Origin of the sequence: Schaalia naturae (assembly GCF_042665795.1) — a bacterium.
GTDB classification, from domain to species: Bacteria; Actinomycetota; Actinomycetes; order Actinomycetales; family Actinomycetaceae; genus Pauljensenia; species Pauljensenia naturae.
Genome location: NZ_JBHTEF010000001.1, coordinates 242,512 through 260,122, shown reverse-complemented (window position 1 = coordinate 260,122; position 17,611 = coordinate 242,512). Strand labels below are relative to the sequence as shown.

Below are 17,611 nucleotides of genomic sequence, written 5' to 3'. Positions count from 1 at the left end.
TCCATTGTGCCCTGACCGCGCACTGTTGCGCAGGTCATAGAGCAATTCGGCGTGTGGGGTGGGGCCGGATCCCCCGGCTCCACCCCACACGCCAACTCCGGACGGCCGTCCGGCCGCCGGGAAAACGACGGTCAGTACCTCACGTAGACCGGTGAGCCCCAGATGGCGCGCACCGACGTGACAGTGCCCGGCGTCGAGGAATCGATCATCATCCCGTCGCCGATGTAGATGGCGACGTGGTAGCCCCATGACAGGAGATCGCCGGGAACCGCCTCGGAGGCGGGGATGATCGTGCCGCCCGCCTCCTGGGCGTAGGAGGTGCGCGGAATCGAGATGCCGGCCTGCGCGTACACGTACTGGGTGAAGCCCGAGCAGTCCATGCCCGCCAGTGACGAGCCACCGTAGGCGTAGGGGATGCCGAGCAGCGAGTAGGCGATGCCCACGATCGACGAGGAGGAGACATTCGCCGGGATCGCCGCAGAGGCGGTGGCGGCAGTGGCGGCGACGGCCGCCGTCGCTGTGGCCGTTCCCGCTTGGGTGGTCGTCTCCTCCGCGGCCACCGGCTCCGGGGCCGGAGCCTCGGCCGTGGCGGCGATGTCCTCGACGTCCTCGATGTCGGCGGACCAGGAGATGTCAGGCACCGACACCGTGGTCGGCAGATTCGTGACATTCGCGGCGGGCGAGAGGAGCGCCGGATCCGTCGATGCCGTCGGGGCGGCCTGGGCGACGCCCGCGACGGCGGCGGTGATTGCGAGTCCCGTGACGGAGACGACCGCCGTTCCCCGCGTCGATGTGAGATTCAAAGAGGTCAGTGTGCTGGTGAGATCGTTCAGAGGCGCCATGGGACGGCGGGCCTTGCGGTGCCGCGGCGCAGTTTTCGCTGTTGTCACCTGTTTTGCGAGCTCCCTGTTAACCTGCGAGGTCAGCTGTCGGGTTCGGGCAGGAGCGCCCGGTCCGGTCTCCCGGACTTCACCCCGAGACCAAAGAATTGGTCGCCTTATTGGTTCCCCCGCGCCGGACCGCTCTGAGCCGGGTCCACCGTGGTCCGGCTTCGGTGGCCGGTGGTCGGCTGGCTGCGTTGCAACCGAGATCCACACTAGCGTCAACGTCCCCCGAATGTCACGTCTCGATAACGGAACGGTGGACGGGAGGTGTCACCCTCGTCGTCAGCCGATCGCCTCGACGAACAGGTGGGGGCGCAGCGCGCCCGGCAATTCCACCGGCGCCACGTCGAGCGGCCCCCCCTCCCCATCCAAAGGTGTGAGCCACATCTCACCCTGGGCGTTCACCATCCGCACCGGCGTCCCCGGTCGAATATCGGCACGCTCGAATTCCCGAATGAGAGCGAGGTCCGCCTGGATGGGCTCGCCGATGCGCACGACCCTCACGTCGACCTCGTCCCCCGCGCGGCTCGCCACCTCCGCCGACTGCCCGGTGAACTCCGCGCCGGTGCCGGGGATCGGGTTGCCGAACGGATCCACCTTCGGCCCATGGAGCAGCGTCGTCAGACTGGCCTCCACCTGGTCGGACATGACATGCTCCCACCGGCAGGCCTCGTCGTGGATCTCGCCCCATCCCAGCCCGATGACATCCAGCAGGAGCCGCTCAGCCAGCCGATGCTTGCGCATGACCTCGACGGCGCGGGCACGGCCCTCCGGCGTCAGCTCCAGACGCCGATCGCCGAGCACGTGCAGCAGCCCGTCGCGCTCCATGCGCGCCACCGTCTGGGACACCGTGGGACCCGAGTGCCCCAGCCGATCCACGATCCGGGCGCGCAGGGGCGTCACCCCGTCCTCTTCCAACTCGTAGACCGTCTTGAGGTACATCTCAGTGGTGTCGATGAGGTCGCCCACGACATCGCCCCTCTCCGCCGCGCACGCGCGCTGCTGTTGCCTGCCCCAAGGATATGACCACGTGTCTGGCCGGGCGGGGCGTGCGGGCCGGGCTGTCCTCCGCTGGCCGCGAACCCGCCGTCCGGACGCCGGCGGCCTCCCCCGCAGCCATCGCGCTACATTGCCCCCATGACCTCCGATCTGCCCGTGGTCCCCGCCCATCTGCGTCCTCGCGACGGCCGCTTCGGATGCGGCCCTTCCCGGATCCGCGAGAGGCAGATCGAGGCGCTGTCGTCCCCGCTCCTCATGGGGACCTCGCACCGTCAGGCCCCCGTGCGCGGTGTCGTCAGCGGCATCCGACGCGGCCTGGCCGAGCTCTTCTCCCTCCCCGAGGGCTGGACCGTTGTTCTGGGCAATGGCGGCACCACCGCGTTCTGGGCCGTCGCGACCGCGTCTCTGGTGCGCCGCCGCGCCGCCCACGCCGTCTTCGGCGAGTTCGGCCAGAAGTTCGCCGACGAGACCTGCGCCGCGCCTTTCCTCTCTCCCTCCGTACAGGTCAGCGCCCCCGCAGGGTCCGTCGCGGTCCTCAGCGGGGACGAGGGCGCAGCCTCCGCCGACGGACCGGCCCCCGACGTCTTCGCATACCCGCACCACGAGACCTCGACCGGCGCGCTGTCACCGGTGTACCGCCCGGCTGCTCCCGCTCCCGGCGACGCCCTGACACTCGTCGACGCCACCTCGATCGCGGCGGGAGCGGACGTCGACGTGTCGGTGACCGACGCCTACTACTTCGCGCCCCAGAAGTGCCTCGCCTCCGACGGCGGGCTCTGGATCGCGTTGCTCTCCCCCGCGGCCCGGGAACGCGCCCGGGAGCTGCACGGTGCGCCCGACCGCTGGGTCCCGCAGTTCCTGGATCTCCAGCTGGCCATCCAGAACTCCGAGAAGGACCAGACTCTCAACACACCAGCGATCGCGACGCTCGTGATGCTGCGCGAGCAGATCCGCTGGATGCTGGATCTGGGCGGCCTGCCCGCGATGGCGGCCCGATCCAGAGCCTGCTCGGACCTCCTCTACCGGTGGGCGGAGCGGTCCGAGGTGGCGACGCCCTTCGTGGCCGAGCCCCGGTGGCGTTCGCCGGTGGTCGTCACCCTTGATTTCGCGCCGCAGGTCGACGCCGCCCGCCTGGCCCGGGCGCTGCGCGCCAGCGGCATCGTCGACGTCGAGCCCTACCGCAAGCTCCGCCGCAACCAGCTGCGCATCGCGACGTTCCCGGCCACCGACATCGCGGATGTGGAGGCGCTGCTGGCCTCCATCGACTGGCTGCTCCCGCGGCTCTAAGACCCCGGGACGCCCTCGTCTCCCTCGTCGGCGGGCGACGTCCGCGCCCCGACCCGCCGGAGAACGGCTCGGCGCGCCCGCCCCTGGAGGGGCGGGCGCGCCGAGCGACAACACGCCGGTCAGCCCACCAGCGCGTTCTGGATCGGTCCCAGCGCGAAGTAGAGGACGAACAGCACGGAGATCAACCACATCAGCGGATGAACCTTCCGCGCCTTGCCCAGAGCGATCTGGATCACCGTGTAGGCGATGAAGCCGACGCCGATGCCCACCGAGATCGAGTAGGCGAAGGGCATGAAGGCGATCGTGAGGAAGGCCGGGATGGCGATCTCCGGGCTCTTCCAGTCGAGGTCCAGCACCTGCGTCATCATGAGGAACCCGACGAACACCAGGGCCGTGGAGGCGGCCTCGGTGGGAACCAGCTCCACGACGGGCGCGAGGAAGGTCGACAACAGGAACAGCACGCCCGTGATGACCGAGGCGAACCCGGTGCGCGCGCCCTCGCCGACGCCCGCGGAGGACTCGACGAAGGACGTGTTCGAGGAGACGCCGCCGAGGCCGCCGGCCATGGCCGACAGGGAGTCGACGAGGAGGATCTGCTTCGACTTCGGGGGGTTGCCGTGCTCGTCGAGTAGGTCGGCCTCGGCGCCGATGGCCACCATCGTGCCCATCGTGTCGAAGAAGTCCGCCAGCATCAGCGAGAAGATCAGCAGGATCACCGCGAGGGGGCCGAGCTTGGAGAAGGCGCCGAAGAAGTCCACCTGCAGCAGCGATCCGAAGGAGGGCAGCGCGACGGGCGCTCCGGTGATCTCCGGAACGGTCTGGCCCCACCCGGTGGGCAGGTCGTCGGACTGGACGCCGAGATGCGTGATCGCCTGGATGACGACGGCCAGCACGGTGGAGGCCAGGATCGAGATGAGGATCGCGCCCTTGACCTTGCGCACGTACAGGATGATCGTCAGGAAGAGGCCCACGACGAACACGAGTGCCGGCCAGCCGTCGAGCGACCCGTTGATGCCCAGCTGGACGGGGGTGCCGCCCGGGCGGATGATGCCGGCGTTGATCAGGCCGACGAAGGCGATGAACAAGCCGATGCCCACCGAGATCGCGGTCTTGAGCTGGCGCGGGACGGCCTTGAAGACGGCCTCGCGGAAGCCGGTGAGCACCAGCACCGTGATGAGGACGCCCTCCCAGAAGATCAGGCCCATGGCCTCCTGGTAGGTCAGGCCCGACCCCAGGACCAGGGTGAAGGAGACGACGGCGTTGAGGCCCATGCCCGCGGCCAGGGCCAGCGGGTAGTTCGCGACGACACCCATGAGGATCGTCATGACGCCAGCGACCAGGGCCGTGCCCGCGGCGATGTCGGTCGTGGTGAAGGTCGCGTCCTCCGGCAGGGCGGAGGACAGGATGATCGGGTTGATCACCAGGATGTAGGCCATCGCGAAGAACGTGACGAACCCGCCGCGGACCTCGCGTCCGACGGTGGAGCCGCGCTCCGTGATGTGGAAGAACTTGTCGACGGGATTCAGTGGGACTGTGCTGGAGGAGCGGGGACGCTCGGTCGTTGTTCTCACGGACGAATCGTGCCCGCACGGGTCCCGCCTCCACAAGCCCGTTCCACGGGATGGGGATGCCGCCCGGGGGACGAGCGGGCTTGTGTAGACTTGTCCGAACGCTGGAATTCCCTTTACCGGGTTCCGCGGCTCGAGGGAGGCGCCGCGCGACGAGGACGGCGCGGCAGATCGGGGCGGACAGTCAGTCGGCGCGTTCGGCGTCGACGAGGAACTCGTTGAGGTGGGAGGGCCTCACCGGCCATTCGGGCCCACCGGGCGCCACATCGGTCTCCGAGTGTGATCCGCAGGTGTGGTCCAGGCTGACCACCGAGCCGTCATCGGGCGACCACTCGTTGGCGCACACGCCGAAGACCGTGCGCATCGACCCGGACATCTTGACCAGGAACCCGCAGGTCGAGCAGGTCGCCCGCGGGCGACGACCCTCGGAGGGGCCCCGCTCCGAGCGGTACCAGCGCTCGACGGCCTCGTCGCGTCCCGCGCGGGAGAGCACCCGGGGGCGGCCCAGGCCCAGCTCGCGCACGATCGGCAGGTCCGGGTCGTCACCGTCGCGGATGCCGGTGCCCTCGAACCCCTGCTCCAGCCTCTCGTCGTCGGCCTGGTAGGGGAGCACGTCGGAACGGGAGACGTCTCCCGGCCGCAGCCTCTCCTCCCACGGCACCCACGAGGGCGCCAGCAGCGCGCCCTCGCCGGGGACCAGGTCGACCTCATCGACGGTGGCCGTCTTCGAGCGCGGCACCCGCGCGAGCGTCACCGCCCACATCCAGCCGGTGTAGCCGGGGTCCCGGGAGGCGAAGAAATGGGTGAGCACCCGTTCCTGCTCCATGCGCGAGCCGATGTGGTCGCCCACGGATCCGGGGCGGGCGGCGTCCTCGGCGGCGCGGCGGGCGATGCCGACGGCCTGGTCCAGCACCGCGTCGATTCGGGGCTTCCGTGCCCGCTGGGCGCGCCGGGCGGAGGCGTCGTCAGCGGAACGGGTCTCGGTGTCCACTGGCCGCTCAGGCATCGAAGTCCTCCGCGACCGCCCGCAGGACCTTCGCGACCTGGTGCGAGTTCTCGGGGTACTTGCCTCGCCGGAGGGCGTTGGACGAGTGGTCGAGCATCTTGATGAGGTCCTCGACGACCGGCACCATGGCCTGCGGCTTGCGGCGCTGGGCGCGCGAGACGGAGGGCGCGTCCCTGAGGACGCGCACGGACAGCGCCTGGGGCCCCTTGCGCCCGTCCGCAACCCCGTACTCCACCCGTGTCCCGGGGCGGGGCGCGGGGACGTCCTCTGGCAGCGCCGACGCATGCAGGAACACTTCGACGCCATCATCGCCGCCGATGAATCCGAAGCCTCGCTCGGCATCGAAGAACTTCACCTTGCCGGTGGGCACAGTGCACTCCTTGCGTTCAGGGACCCTCGTGGGCCTCCGATCCATGATAGTTCCCGTGCCCGTCGAGGGCGATCCCTGCCGCTCGTCTAGGCTGTCAGTGCCCACCTCAAGGGCGCCTGCGAAGGGGGACGACGTGAGAACCATCCACCGGCTGGCGGCGGCTCTGGCCGCTGCGACAGGAGCGCTGGCGCTGGCCGCGGGCACCGCCCTGGCCACAGCGCCCGTGAGCATCGGGGACGCCGTGACGGACCCGGAGGGCTATCTCTCCGATGCCAACGTCCAGGAGATCCGCGACGCGGCCCAGCAGGCAGGCCGGGCGGGCATCGACTTCTACGCCGTGACGGTCCCCGATCTGTCGGGCGAGGACGTCGTGGACTGGTGCCAGGCGGCTGGCGAGGCGTCGGGCCTGTCGCCCACGTCCGTCGTCTATGTCATCGCCTACGAGGAGCGCGCCGAGGGATGGTGCGGCAACGACGGGCAGGCCACGGTCTCGGACTCCACGCTCACCCAGGCCAGGTCCGCGGCGCGCGACCACCTCTCGCAGTCCGATCCCCTCCAGCCCGACGACGCCGCGCAGGCGATCGTCGCCTTCGCGAACACCATGGTCGAGGGCGCCGGTGGCTCAGGCGGAGGGGGCTCCGACGCAGGAGCCTCCAGCGGGCCGCCCTCAGGCTCCGGGATCTCCGCGGGCTCCGTGGTCCTCCTCCTCATCGTCCTGGCGGCGGTGGTCATCGGCGTCGTCATCTGGCGGGGCCAGCGCCGGACCCGCCAGGGCATCGCCCGTTCGGACCGGGCCCAGGCCCAGTCGGTGGCCCAGAAAGCGGATCTCGCCAACCGGCGATTGCTCGAGGCGGATGAGATGGTCCGCAGCGCCTCCGACGAGCTCGAATTCGCGCGCGCTCAGTTCGGCGCCACGCGCACCGACGCCTATGCGACCGCCGTCGCCGCCGCCCGCGAGGGGGTCGATCAGTCGTTCGCCGACCAGCGGGCCATGAACGAGGCCGACGACGACGCCTCCCGAGGGGCGGCCGCCGACCGGATCCTCTCCCGCCTGGACTCCGTCATGAACCCGCTGGCCGCCCAACAGAAGGAATTCCACGACCTGCGCGACTCCGAGGCCGGAGCCGACGAGCAGTTGGCGGGTCTGCGCGAGCGGATCGCGGAGGCGTCCGCATCCATTGACGGCGCCCAGACGGAGCTGCAGGCTCTGTCCGCCGCCTACCCCCAGACCGTGATCGCCTCCCTCATGGACAACCCGGACCAGGCCCGCGCCCTGCTTTCGTCGGCGACGACGGCCGCAGACCAGGCCCAGGCGGCGCTCGACGGCGGGGATCGCGCCCGCGCCGTCGAGGCCATCGACACCGGGCTGCGGGCGGTCGCGATGGCCCGACTTCAGATCAGCGCGATCATGGACGCCCAGAAGAACCTCGCTGACGCCTCCGGCAGGCTGACCCAGGCCATCGCGTCCCTGACCTCCGATCTCAGCGATGTCACCCGCCTGGGCGCCGATCCCACGGCCTTCGCGCCGCTGGTCGAGGACGCGCAGAAGGCCGTCGCCGAGGCCCGCCGGGCCCGCGACGGCGACGGCGATCCGCTGCAGGCCCTCGAGGACCTCACCAACGCGGAGGCCGCCCTCGACGCGGCTCTGGCGAACCTGCGCTCCGCCGAAGACCAGCGGGCGAAGGCCTCGAAGAACGCCGCCGAGAGGATCCGCTCGGCCGAGCAGTGGGTGGCCAGCGCCCAGACCTTCATCCAGTCGCGCCGCGGGCTGATGCCCCTGGAATCTCGCTCACAGATCTCCCGGGCCGAACAGGCCCTGGGACAGGCCCGCCGGTCGCTCGACTCCGACCCGGCGGCGTCGATGGGCAGCGCGGAGGAGGCCGAGTCCATCGCGCGGAGCATCCTCAGCTCCGGCACGCCAGAGCCTCCCCGTTCCGGATCGCAGGGGCCGTCCGTCGGCGACGCCCTGTTGTGGTCGATCCTGCTCGGCAACCTCGGAGGAGGGCACCACGGCGGCTGGGGCGACGACGGGCCCCGACGTGGGGGGTTCGGCGGCGGATTCTTCGGCGGGGGCGGCGGCTTCGGCGGAGGCGGCTTCGGCGGAGGCGGCGGGGGCTCCTTCGGCGGGGGCTCCTTCGGCGGGGGCGGCGGAGGCCGGTTCTGACGTGCCCCGACCGGACGCCGGAGCCGGCTACGCGTGGGCGATGGCTGAGCGGATCTCGGCGACGGTCGTGCTGCGTCGGCGCATCACGCCCATGACGGCCACGACCGCGCTCACCGCCAGCCACGCCACCAGGATCGCGACGCTGCCGCCCGCGCCCGAGCCGATGGGGCCGACGAGGCGGTTCTGCAGGACGGCCTCCAGGGCGGGCAACGGCAGGACCGCACGGACAACGCCGAAGAACCCGTTCTGCCCCGCTCCGGGGAAGAGGGCGCCGAGACTGGCGACCTGAACCACCAGAAGGAGCACCGAAGCGGCCGCCCCCATTTTCGTCCCCAGGGCCGCCACCAGCGCCGAGTGGACGACCGTCATCGTCACAGCCCCCAGGACCAGCAGCCCGACCGTGCCGGCCGGGCTGCCCAGTCCGCCGCCCCAGATCGCCAGGACGACGGCGACGAGCAGCGCCTGGACGAGCGCCAGCACGAGCGCGGGACGCAGAGACGCCCCCAGCACGCGCACCGGAGACATCGCGGCCTCCACCGTCCGGGCGCTCATCACCCCGAGGAGCAGCACGACGGCCAGGCCCGCGATCCACAGCGCGACGGATGCGGCCGCGGGCGCGATCGAGGCCCGGACGGAGACATCGTCCAGCGTCTGGGCGTCGACGCCGACCGGCTGGGCCAGGGCGTCCGCGAGCGCGCCCGCCCGGGCGTCGGTGTAGGAAGGCACCTGGTCGGCGCCCGACTGCAGCTGGTCGGCCAGATCGCCTGAGCCGCTGGCCAGGGACGGAATCCCGCTCGCCAGCTCATGTGCCCCGTCCTCCAGCCGGGCGATCCCGGTGGACAGGGCCGAGGCTCCCTGGGCCGCGGTCTGCGCGTTCGCGCTGAGGACGCCCGCGCCATCCGCCAGATCGGACGCCCCGCCGACGGCCTGCGCGGCGCCCGAGGCGAGCGATGTGGCGCCGTTCGACACCTGTGAGGCACCCGCCGCCAGTTGCGCGGCCGAGACCGCTCCCTCGGACAGGTTCCGCGCGAGGGCGGTGGCGCCCGACGTCAGCGCGTCCGCGTTCTCTCCGAGGAGGTTCGCGTCGATGCCGTCGGCGACCGCGGCGACGCCCCCGGCCACGGTCCGCGAGCCGTCGGCGAGCTTCGCGGCGCCCCCGGCCAGGGTCAAGCCCGTCGCGGGATCGGGGGCGGTGACCCCGGCGTGGAGGGTGTCGACGCCGCCGGTGTAGGTGGAGACACCGGTCCGGAGCTCGCCGGACGTCGAGGACAACTGCGCGAGGGCACTGCACACCGTGTTGCCACCGCCCAGCGCCACGCAGTTCGCGGCGAGCGCGTCCACCGCGCCGGTGTAGCCGTTGACGCCGCTCAGTTTGTCGAGCTGGCCGTTGAGAAGATACTGCGTCACCTGGTCCGCAGTCACTTCCTCACCGCGCAAATCCTCCGAGTTCGCACTCAATGTGCTAAGAGTACCGACCACAGTTCCGTCGGCGAGCGTGTCGTTGTCTGTCCCAATCGCCGCAGACAGCGCAGTTGCACCGGCAGCAGCGGTTCCCGCCCCGTCCACCAGGCTCTGGGACGCGCCGGCCTGCGGCGTCGTCATGCTGTCGTAGGCCTGGCGGACGCCGCCGGTGTAGTCGGACACGCCCGTGCTGAGAGTGGCCGTGCCCTGGGCCGCGAGCGAGGTGCCGTCCGCCAGCTGCCGCGTTCCGGAGGCGACGGTGGAGGCTCCCGAGGACAGAGTGTTCGCCCCGGAGGACAGCAGCGAGACGCCACCGGACAGGGACTGTGCCCCGCCGGACAGCCGCGCCGCGCCCGAGGCCAGCGCGCCCAGCCCGTCGGAAAGCTCGTCCGCCCCCGTGGAGGCGGTGGTGGCGCCGTCGGCGAGCGCGGACGCGCCGCTCTGGGCCGCTCCGGCGCCGTCGGCGATGGCCGACGCGCCGTCCGCGGCCTCACTCAGCGACGAGCCGAGCGTCGTCATCGACGCCAATGAGCTGTCGAGGTACCCGACGGTGATCGTCGTCCCGAGGCTCTGCGCGGCGGCGCCGACGACCTGCTGGGTGAGCGTGCCGACCGTCCGGGAGGACGCGCCGTTGGTCCGCACCTGCACGGTGGCGTCGGCCGGCGTGCCGGCAAGAGTCGACGCGACGGCGTCGGAGAATCCCTGCGGGATCACCACCACGGCGTCATAGGCGCCCTCCGCGAAACCCGCGTCGGCGTCCGACTGCCCGACGACGGTGAAGTCGAGGGTGTCCTCGGTCGCCCCCGTCGAGCTGGCGGCCGTCAGAGCGGTGTCCGGCTCCAGGAGCCGTCCAGCCAGCAGGCGTCCCGCCGGCATCGTCGAGCCGTCGGGCAGCGTCGCTGGCTCGTCCAGATTGACCAGCGCCGCCGACACCAACTCGGCCTGGGCGCGCATGGGCGACACCGCGCCGAAGACGGCCAGTCCGACGAGGACCGGGAGGACCAGCACGGTGAGGATCTGGGTGATCGAGAGCTTCTTCTTCATGGCTTCACTCGGCTTCTTCTTCGGGTCGTGCGGATCCGGGCAGAGGACGGGCCGGCTCGGGGACGGGCGCGGGAACCGCCGCCTCACCCGCCTGGCCGCCGCGGAGGTCATGCGTCGAGGACGCGCCGCCAGGACCGATGTCCACCACGGCGGCGACCTCCCGCTCAGCCGAGGCGGGCGGGATGGCGCCGCCCGGCGCGGTCACGACGACGGCGGCGTTCCCGGCGGCCAACTCCGCGGCGCGGTTCCAGCGCCGTTCCCCGGGGTCGTCGACGACGACCAGCCGCGCGTGCCCAGGCACCGGGTCGTCGAAGGCGCGGATGACGGCCGTCTGGGCCTGCACCGCGGCGGTGCCGTCGGGCAGCACGTGGTCGGTGACGACGAGCCGGCCGCCCGAGGGCCGCAACCGAGCCCCCAGCGTCGCAGCCAGGGCGCGGCGCGCCAGCAGCGAGTCCGAGCGCACGAGCGCGATCTGCCCGGCGCGCAGCACCAGGTCGAGACCGGTGACCACCAGGTCGTCGCCCTCGCCGAGCGTGACGCCTTCGGCGCGCACCACGGCAGGCCCCCGCCGGCGCGTCCAGTCCTCGTGCTCCAGGGCCCGCGCAAGCCCCCGGCCCTCGACGTCCAGGACGGGCAGGTTGCGATCGAGCCACCGCGGCAGCCACCATCCGCGTTCTCCCATGAGCCGCATGAGGGCCGGGATCAGCGTCATGCGCACGATGAACGCGTCGACGAACACGCCGACGGCCAGCCCCGTCGCGATGGGCTTGACGTAGACGTTCCCCTCGGGGATGAACGCCGCGAAGACCCCCAGCATGATGGTCGCGGCCGCGGCGACGACGCGCGAGGAGCCCGCAAAGCCGTGCCGCATGGCGGCGACGGCGTTCTCTCCGTCCGCGTGCGCCTCCAGCATCCGCGAGACCAGGAACATCTGGTAGTCCATGGCCAGCCCGAACAGCACGCCGATGACGATCATCGGCATGAAGGAGAGGAAGGGCCCGACCTTGGACACCCCGATGGCGTCGGCCAGATGCCCCTCGACGAACACCCACGTCGTCACGCCTAGCGCGGACCCCAGCGACAGCGCATACCCGAGCGCGGCGGTCAGCGGCACGAGCAGCGACCGGAAGACGACCATGAGCAGCACGAAGCAGACGCCGACGACGAGGAGCAGGAACGGCATCAGCGCCGCGTCGAGCGTGCTCTCGACGTCGATGATGACGGCCGTGATGCCGGTGACCATGAGGTCGTTCACGCCGGTGTCGGCCTCCAGCTGGAGGCGGTCGGAGCGGATCGCGGAGACGAGATCGGTTGTCGCCCTGTCCGTCTGCCCCGCCGAGGGAACCACCTCGACGACGGCGATCGTGCCCTTGGGATCGGGGGTGGCCAGGGCGATGTCCGCCACGCCGTCGTAGCCGCCCAGCGCGTCTCCCAGCGCCGTGGCTGTTCCCTTCGGATCCGTGGAGTTGACGAGCGTGCCGATGACGATGATCGGCGAGTTGTACCCCTCGCCGTAGATCTCGGAGATCGTGTCGTACGTCGTGCGCGTCTGGGTGCCCGGCTCGTCGTAACCGCGATCGGGGATGCCGAGCTCCATGCCTCGGGCGGGCAGCGTGAGGACCACGCCGATCGCCACGCAGGCGACCACGGCGGGCACGGGGAACCGGGTGAGCAGCCCGGACCAGGCGTTCGCGATCCTGTGGCGGCCGGGACGCGCCGGGGACGGGCCCGATCCGTGATCGTCCCGTCCGGCTCCGTCGACGAGGGCGGCGCGCGGCCGGTGGGCCTTCGGTCGGATCCGGGCTCCGAAGAGGCCGGCGAGCGCCGGAACGCAGGTGAGCGCGACCAGGACGGCGACGGCGACGGCAGCGGCGGAGACAAGCCCCATGATGGTGAGAAAGCGGATTCCCGCCACGAACATCCCGCACAGGGCGACGATGACCGTCGCCCCCGCGAAGACGACGGCCGAGCCGGCCGTGCCCACGGCCCGGCCGGCGGCCTCGGCGGGCGGCAGGTTCCGCGCGAGGTTGTCGCGATGGCGCGAGAGGACGAACAGCGAGTAGTCGATGCCGACGGCCAGCGAGATCATGACGGCGAGCGTGGGCGCCGTCGACGAGACATCGGTCATCGCGGCGGTGAGCAGGACCACGCACGCGCCGATGCCGACCCCCAGGATGGCCGTGACGATCGGGATGACCGCGGCGCGGAACGACCCGAACACCACGAGAAGGACGATGAGAGCGATGACCACACCGAGCAGTTCCGTCGCGGAGAGGAAGACCCCCTCGGCGCCCGCCGCGAGATCGCCCCCGATGCCGACCTCGATTCCCGAGTCCGAGGGCACGGAGGCGCGGATGGCCTCCAAAGCGTCCCGGGAGGCGTCGCGGTCGATCTCCGCGTCGGCCTGGACCTGGGTCAGGGCGTACGTGTCCTCCCTCACCGTGTTCGTCGAGTCGTCGAACGGATCGGTGACCGCGGTGACGCCCGGGATGGCGCTCACCTGGTCGAGGACGTCCTCGATCTGGTCCCGGTGGGCGCCGATGTCCCCGTCAGCGGCCGTGAACAGGATCTGGCCGCTGGTCCCCGCGATCTGGGGCACCTGTTCGCGCAGGATCGACAAGCCGTCCGCGGCCTCGGAGCCCGGCGCCTCGAAAGTGTCGTCCAGGTCGATGCCGGTGATCGCCACCCCGCCGACGAGCGCGGCCAGGACCACCGTCCAGATGGCGATGACTTGCCAGCCATGCGCGGCGCACCAGCGCCCGACCCGGTGAAGCAACGAGGACATGGGCTCTCCTGCGGTGGACGTCGACAGAACTCGATACAATCTTGAATCGAATCCAAGACTATACTCGATCCACCTGGACACGCCAGCGGCAGGCGCGGACGCGATCCGCGGGTCGCATGGCGCGTCCGCACTCATCCGGGAGGTCGGGCGATGGCGACGCGGACAGCGGCGGAAGACCGGGCCGGCGACGCCGGCCGCCCGGTGCGGCGGCGCGAGAACACCCGAGCGCGCCTGCTGGAGGCCGCGACGGCGGTCTTCACCGAGAAGGGATTCGCCAGCTCCCGCATCGACGACATCGTGGCGCAGGCCGGGTTCACGCGCGGCGCCTTCTACTCGAACTTCTCGACCATGGACGAGCTGTTTCTGGCCACGGTGACGGACAACCTCCGCCGGATCCTCGACGATGTCGAGCTTGCGTGCAATGCGCGTCTCCGCGCCGGGGCGGGCCCCGAGGAGGTTCTCGTCATCCTCGACGACCTTCGCCCGCGGGGCCGCGTGCTCTACGCGCTGACCACCGAGCTCGCCCTCTACGTCATGCGGAATCCCGATTCGGAGAGGGCACGATCGGTGTCGCGCACGGACTTCACGAGGTCGTTGGCCCGCATCGTCGAGCAGGGGCTGGAGCGGGTGGGGCGCCGGCCCCTCCTCGCCGTCCGCGACATCGCCGACTTCCTCATCGTCATGTTCATGGACTCCATCTCCGCGGAGGAGATGGGCGTGACCGACCCCGATCCGCGTGAGCGGCTCCACGGGATCGCCACCTTGCTCATGTGGACGCTCAGCGAGCCCGCCGACCCGGCGGACCCGCATCCGCGCGGGGCCCCGGAGCCGTCACCGGCTCACGCTCCCCGCCCTCTGCGAGTCCTCGACTGCGCGCGCCTCAGCCCCACCGGATATTCTTCCTCCAACGGCGTGAAAACGGTCACGTCGGTGAATGGAGGAACCCCCCATGACTGAGAAGCAGTCGATCCTGGGCCGCGTCGCCCAGTTGGCCAAGGCCAACATCAACGCCCTCATCGATCGTGCCGAGGATCCGCAGAAGATGCTGGATCAGCTGATCCGCGACTACACGAATTCCATCGCCGAGGCCGAGACCGCCGTCGCCCAGACGGTCGGCAACCTCCGTCTGGCGGAGAGGGACCACGACGACGACGTGTCTGTCGCCGCCGACTGGGGCCGCAAGGCCCAGGCCGCTTCCGACAAGGCCGAGCAGCTGCGGGCGGCGGGCGATGCCGCCGGCGCCGACAAGTGGGACGGCCTGGCCAAGGTGGCCCTCGGCAAGCAGATCCAGTTCGAGAAGGAGGCGAAGGACGCTGAGCCGCTCATCGCCTCACAGACCGAGACCGTCGACAAGCTGAAAACCGGCCTCACCGGCATGAAGGACAAGCTCTCCGATCTCAAGTCGAGGCGCGACCAGCTCGTGGCCCGCCAGAAGACCGCCGAGGCGCAGGCGAAGGTCACCGACGCGATCTCGTCGATCAACGTGCTGGACCCCAGCTCGGAGCTGTCGCGCTACGAGGACAAGGTCCGCCGCGCCGAGGCGCAGGCGCAGGGCAAGGCCGAGGTGGCCTCCTCCTCGCTGGAGTCGCAGTTCGCCGAGCTGCAGACCGACTCCGACGATCTCGAGGTCGAGGCCCGCTTGGCGGCGCTCAAGCACAAGGCCTGACCCGCCAGGTGCCGTCCGGCGGGCGGGTGCCCTCCCCGCGGAGGCGCCCGCCCGCCGGATACTCTGTGTCCATGGAAGAAACCACGTACCTCGTCGTCGACGGCGAGAACATCGACGCCACTCTGGGCATGTCAGTCCTGGACCACCGCCCCACCCCCGAGGAGCGTCCTCGATGGGATCGCGTCCTGGCAGCGGCGGGAGAGGCGTGGGGCCAGCCCGCCAAGGGCCTGTTCTTCCTCAACGGTTCCAACGGCTACCTGCCGATGTCCTTCGTCCAGGCGCTCTCGGCGATGGACTACCAGCCGATCCCGTTGTCGGCCCCGTCCACCGTCAAGGTCGTCGATGTCGGCATCCAGCGCACCCTCGAGGCGATCGCCCACAAGGACAGCGGATCGGTCATCCTGGGCAGCCACGACGCGGACTTCGTCCCGCAGATGCGCGCGCTCCTCGAGCTGGGCCGCAAGGTGGGCGTCATCTGCTTCAAGGAGTTCATGTCCTCCCAGCTCCACGAGCTGGAGGCCCTGGGACTGGAGGTCTTCGATCTCGAATACGACGTCCACGCCTTCCAGGTGAGGCTGCCCCGTATCCACATCATCGACCTGGACGACTTCGACCCGCTCGACTTCCTCTGATCGGCCGGCCCCGGCCGAGGCGCCGGCGCGCGCTGGGGCCCTCCACCCGCGCGGGTGGAGGGCCCCAGCCGTCCTCATCGATCCCGGACCCGCCCGGACAGAGCGGGAGGGGACGGAAAGGACCTCACTTCACGTCGTCGTCCACCCAGTCGAAGGTCCGCGTGACGGCCTTCTTCCACAGGCGGTAGGTGCGCTCGACCTCGGTCTTGTCGAGCGCCGGCGACCAGCGCTTGCCCTCCTGCCAGTTCGCGATGACGTCATCGGTGCCCGACCAGTAGCCGACGGCGATTCCGGCGGCGTAGGCAGCGCCCAGGGCCGTGGTCTCCACGACGACCGGGCGGACGACGTCGACTCCCAGGATGTCGGCCTGGAACTGCATGAGCAGCTCGTCGTTGGTCATCCCGCCGTCGACCTTGAGCTCGGCCAGCGGAATGCCGGAGTCGGCGTTCATGGCCTCGACGACCTCACGGGTCTGGAAGGCGGTCGACTCCTCCACCGCGCGGGCGATGTGGCCCTTGGTGGCGTAACGGGTCAGGCCCACGATGGCGCCGCGGGCCTCGTCACGCCAGTACGGCGCGAACAGGCCGGAGAACGCCGGGACGAAGTAGACCCCGCCGTTGTCGTCGACGGATTTCGCCAAGTCCTCGATCTCCGAGGACTTCGTGATGAGACCGAGGTTGTCGCGGATCCACTGGACGAGGGACCCGGCGACCGCGATCGAGCCCTCGAGCGCGTAGACCGGCTTGTTGTCGCCCAGCTTGTACAGGACGGTGGTGAGCAGGCCGTTCTTCGAGAACACCGGCTCCGCGCCCGTGTTCATCAGCGTGAAGCAGCCCGTGCCGTAGGTGTTCTTCACCATGCCGGGCTCGAAGCACGCCTGGCCGAAGGTCGCCGCCTGCTGGTCGCCCAGGATGCCCGCGACCGGGGTGTCAATGAGCAGCCCGGTGGGGCGGCCATAGCCGTAGATCTCCGAGGAGGACTTGATCTCGGGGAGCATCGACATCGGGATGCCGAAGTCCTTGCAGATGTCCTCGCGCCACTGGAGCGTGCGCACGTCCATCAGCAGGGTGCGCGAGGCGTTCGTGACGTCGGTGACGTGCACGCCGCCCTCCGTGCCGCCCGTGAGGTTCCACAGGACCCAGGTGTCGGGGGTGCCGAAGTACAGGTCCCCGGCCTCGGCCTTCTCGCGCGCCCCGGGGACGTTGTCCAGGATCCACTTGATCTTGGTGGCCGAGGGGTATGTCGAGATGTTCTCACCGGTGATCTGGCGGTAGCGCTCGGTGCCCAGCGGGTCGCCGGCGGCGATCTCGCGGACGATGGAGCCGGTGCGCGCGTCCTGCCACACGATGGCGTTGTAGACGGGCTCGCCCGTGTTCTTGTCCCACACGATGGTGGTCTCGCGCTGGTTCGTGATGCCCACCGCCGCCAGCTGGTGGCGGTTGATCTGGGCGTTCGCCAGAGCCTGCGCGACGACGTTGCGCACGGACGTCCAGATGTCGACGGGGTTGTGCTCAACCCATCCGGGCTGCGGGAAGATCTGGGGGAACTCCTCCTGACCAACCGCCACGATCTCCCCGGCGTGGTTGAAGATGATCGCCCGGGACGACGTCGTGCCCTGGTCGATCGCCATGATGAACTTGGCGTCCTCTGCCATGTGAATCGATCTCCTCTTCGAGGTAGTTCAGAACTGAGGGTGGAAGCGGACGGGGCGGACCGCCCTCGGTCCGGACAGACCGGGGCGTCGC

At 70.7% G+C, this 17,611-nt stretch carries 13 protein-coding genes and 1 riboswitch; of the genes, 5 read left to right on the top strand and 8 right to left on the bottom strand.

Annotated elements, in window-relative coordinates:
- Nucleotides 1-131 precede the first annotated feature (131 nt).
- Both ACFQWG_RS01165 and ACFQWG_RS01160 read right to left on the bottom strand, forming a co-directional pair.
- Nucleotides 132-803, bottom strand: a complete 672-nt coding sequence (locus tag ACFQWG_RS01165; RefSeq protein WP_380971369.1) for a C40 family peptidase — start codon at nt 801-803, stop codon at nt 132-134.
- Nucleotides 804-897: 94 nt separating this feature from the next.
- Nucleotides 898-1,041: riboswitch (cyclic di-AMP (ydaO/yuaA leader) on the bottom strand.
- Between the two features lie 125 nt (nt 1,042-1,166).
- Complete coding sequence (locus ACFQWG_RS01160; RefSeq protein ID WP_380971367.1) at nt 1,167-1,853, bottom strand: metal-dependent transcriptional regulator; 687 nt, start codon at nt 1,851-1,853, stop codon at nt 1,167-1,169.
- 168 nt (nt 1,854-2,021) lie between these two features.
- Between ACFQWG_RS01160 and serC the strand changes: the two genes are divergently transcribed.
- On the top strand, nt 2,022-3,170 hold the full coding sequence (gene serC / locus ACFQWG_RS01155) for a phosphoserine transaminase (RefSeq protein WP_380971365.1): 1,149 nt from the start codon (nt 2,022-2,024) through the stop codon (nt 3,168-3,170).
- Between the two features lie 119 nt (nt 3,171-3,289).
- On the opposite strand, the gene ACFQWG_RS01150 is transcribed toward serC, so the two are convergent.
- From ACFQWG_RS01150 to ACFQWG_RS01140, 3 genes are all read right to left on the bottom strand, one after another.
- Nucleotides 3,290-4,741 carry an NCS2 family permease gene (locus ACFQWG_RS01150; protein WP_291500609.1) on the bottom strand — a complete coding sequence of 484 codons (1,452 nt, stop codon included), beginning with the start codon at nt 4,739-4,741 and terminating at the stop codon, nt 3,290-3,292.
- Nucleotides 4,742-4,922: 181 nt separating this feature from the next.
- Entirely contained in the window at nt 4,923-5,744 is an 822-nt protein-coding gene (locus ACFQWG_RS01145) for a DUF3027 domain-containing protein (RefSeq protein WP_380971363.1), read from the bottom strand.
- Nucleotides 5,737-6,114, bottom strand: a complete 378-nt coding sequence (locus ACFQWG_RS01140) for a cold-shock protein (RefSeq protein ID WP_380971361.1) — start codon at nt 6,112-6,114, stop codon at nt 5,737-5,739. The genes ACFQWG_RS01145 and ACFQWG_RS01140 overlap by 8 nt, the downstream gene beginning before the upstream one ends.
- A gap of 133 nt (nt 6,115-6,247) precedes the next feature.
- Between ACFQWG_RS01140 and ACFQWG_RS01135 the strand changes: the two genes are divergently transcribed.
- On the top strand, nt 6,248-8,278 hold the full coding sequence (locus ACFQWG_RS01135; RefSeq protein WP_380971359.1) for a TPM domain-containing protein: 2,031 nt from the start codon (nt 6,248-6,250) through the stop codon (nt 8,276-8,278).
- A 27-nt stretch (nt 8,279-8,305) separates the two neighbouring features.
- Here the strand turns inward: ACFQWG_RS01135 and ACFQWG_RS01130 are convergent, their stop codons facing one another.
- Both ACFQWG_RS01130 and ACFQWG_RS01125 read right to left on the bottom strand, forming a co-directional pair.
- Entirely contained in the window at nt 8,306-10,783 is a 2,478-nt protein-coding gene (locus tag ACFQWG_RS01130; RefSeq protein ID WP_380971357.1) for a hypothetical protein, read from the bottom strand.
- A 4-nt stretch (nt 10,784-10,787) separates the two neighbouring features.
- Nucleotides 10,788-13,568 carry an MMPL family transporter gene (locus tag ACFQWG_RS01125; protein ID WP_380971355.1) on the bottom strand — a complete coding sequence of 927 codons (2,781 nt, stop codon included), beginning with the start codon at nt 13,566-13,568 and terminating at the stop codon, nt 10,788-10,790.
- 150 nt (nt 13,569-13,718) lie between these two features.
- Here ACFQWG_RS01125 and ACFQWG_RS01120 point away from each other — a divergent pair, with 150 nt between their 5' ends.
- The 3 genes from ACFQWG_RS01120 (at nt 13,719) to ACFQWG_RS01110 (ending at nt 15,866) form a co-directional block, all read left to right on the top strand.
- Entirely contained in the window at nt 13,719-14,525 is an 807-nt protein-coding gene (locus ACFQWG_RS01120; RefSeq protein WP_380971353.1) for a TetR/AcrR family transcriptional regulator, read from the top strand.
- Nucleotides 14,518-15,234, top strand: a complete 717-nt coding sequence (locus tag ACFQWG_RS01115) for a PspA/IM30 family protein (RefSeq protein WP_380971351.1) — start codon at nt 14,518-14,520, stop codon at nt 15,232-15,234. The genes ACFQWG_RS01120 and ACFQWG_RS01115 overlap by 8 nt, the downstream gene beginning before the upstream one ends.
- 71 nt (nt 15,235-15,305) lie before the next feature.
- Nucleotides 15,306-15,866, top strand: a complete 561-nt coding sequence (locus tag ACFQWG_RS01110) for a nuclease (RefSeq protein ID WP_380971349.1) — start codon at nt 15,306-15,308, stop codon at nt 15,864-15,866.
- A gap of 124 nt (nt 15,867-15,990) precedes the next feature.
- Here ACFQWG_RS01110 and glpK read toward each other — a convergent pair whose 3' ends face one another.
- Nucleotides 15,991-17,520, bottom strand: coding sequence for a glycerol kinase GlpK (gene glpK / locus ACFQWG_RS01105; RefSeq protein ID WP_380971347.1), 1,530 nt, complete (start codon nt 17,518-17,520; stop codon nt 15,991-15,993).
- Nucleotides 17,521-17,611 lie beyond the last annotated feature (91 nt).

Excerpts from the sequence above, each read along its gene's own strand:
- ACFQWG_RS01115 (WP_380971351.1), top strand. The coding sequence starts at position 14,518 with ATGACTGAGAAGCAGTCGATCCTGGGCCGCGTCGCCCAGTTGGCCAAG.
- glpK (WP_380971347.1), bottom strand. The coding sequence starts at position 17,520 with ATGGCAGAGGACGCCAAGTTCATCATGGCGATCGACCAGGGCACGACG.
- serC (WP_380971365.1), top strand. The coding sequence starts at position 2,022 with ATGACCTCCGATCTGCCCGTGGTCCCCGCCCATCTGCGTCCTCGCGAC.
- ACFQWG_RS01120 (WP_380971353.1), top strand. The coding sequence starts at position 13,719 with ATGGCGACGCGGACAGCGGCGGAAGACCGGGCCGGCGACGCCGGCCGC.
- ACFQWG_RS01130 (WP_380971357.1), bottom strand. The coding sequence starts at position 10,783 with ATGAAGAAGAAGCTCTCGATCACCCAGATCCTCACCGTGCTGGTCCTC.
- ACFQWG_RS01145 (WP_380971363.1), bottom strand. The coding sequence starts at position 5,744 with ATGCCTGAGCGGCCAGTGGACACCGAGACCCGTTCCGCTGACGACGCC.
- ACFQWG_RS01125 (WP_380971355.1), bottom strand. The coding sequence starts at position 13,568 with ATGTCCTCGTTGCTTCACCGGGTCGGGCGCTGGTGCGCCGCGCATGGC.
- ACFQWG_RS01110 (WP_380971349.1), top strand. The coding sequence starts at position 15,306 with ATGGAAGAAACCACGTACCTCGTCGTCGACGGCGAGAACATCGACGCC.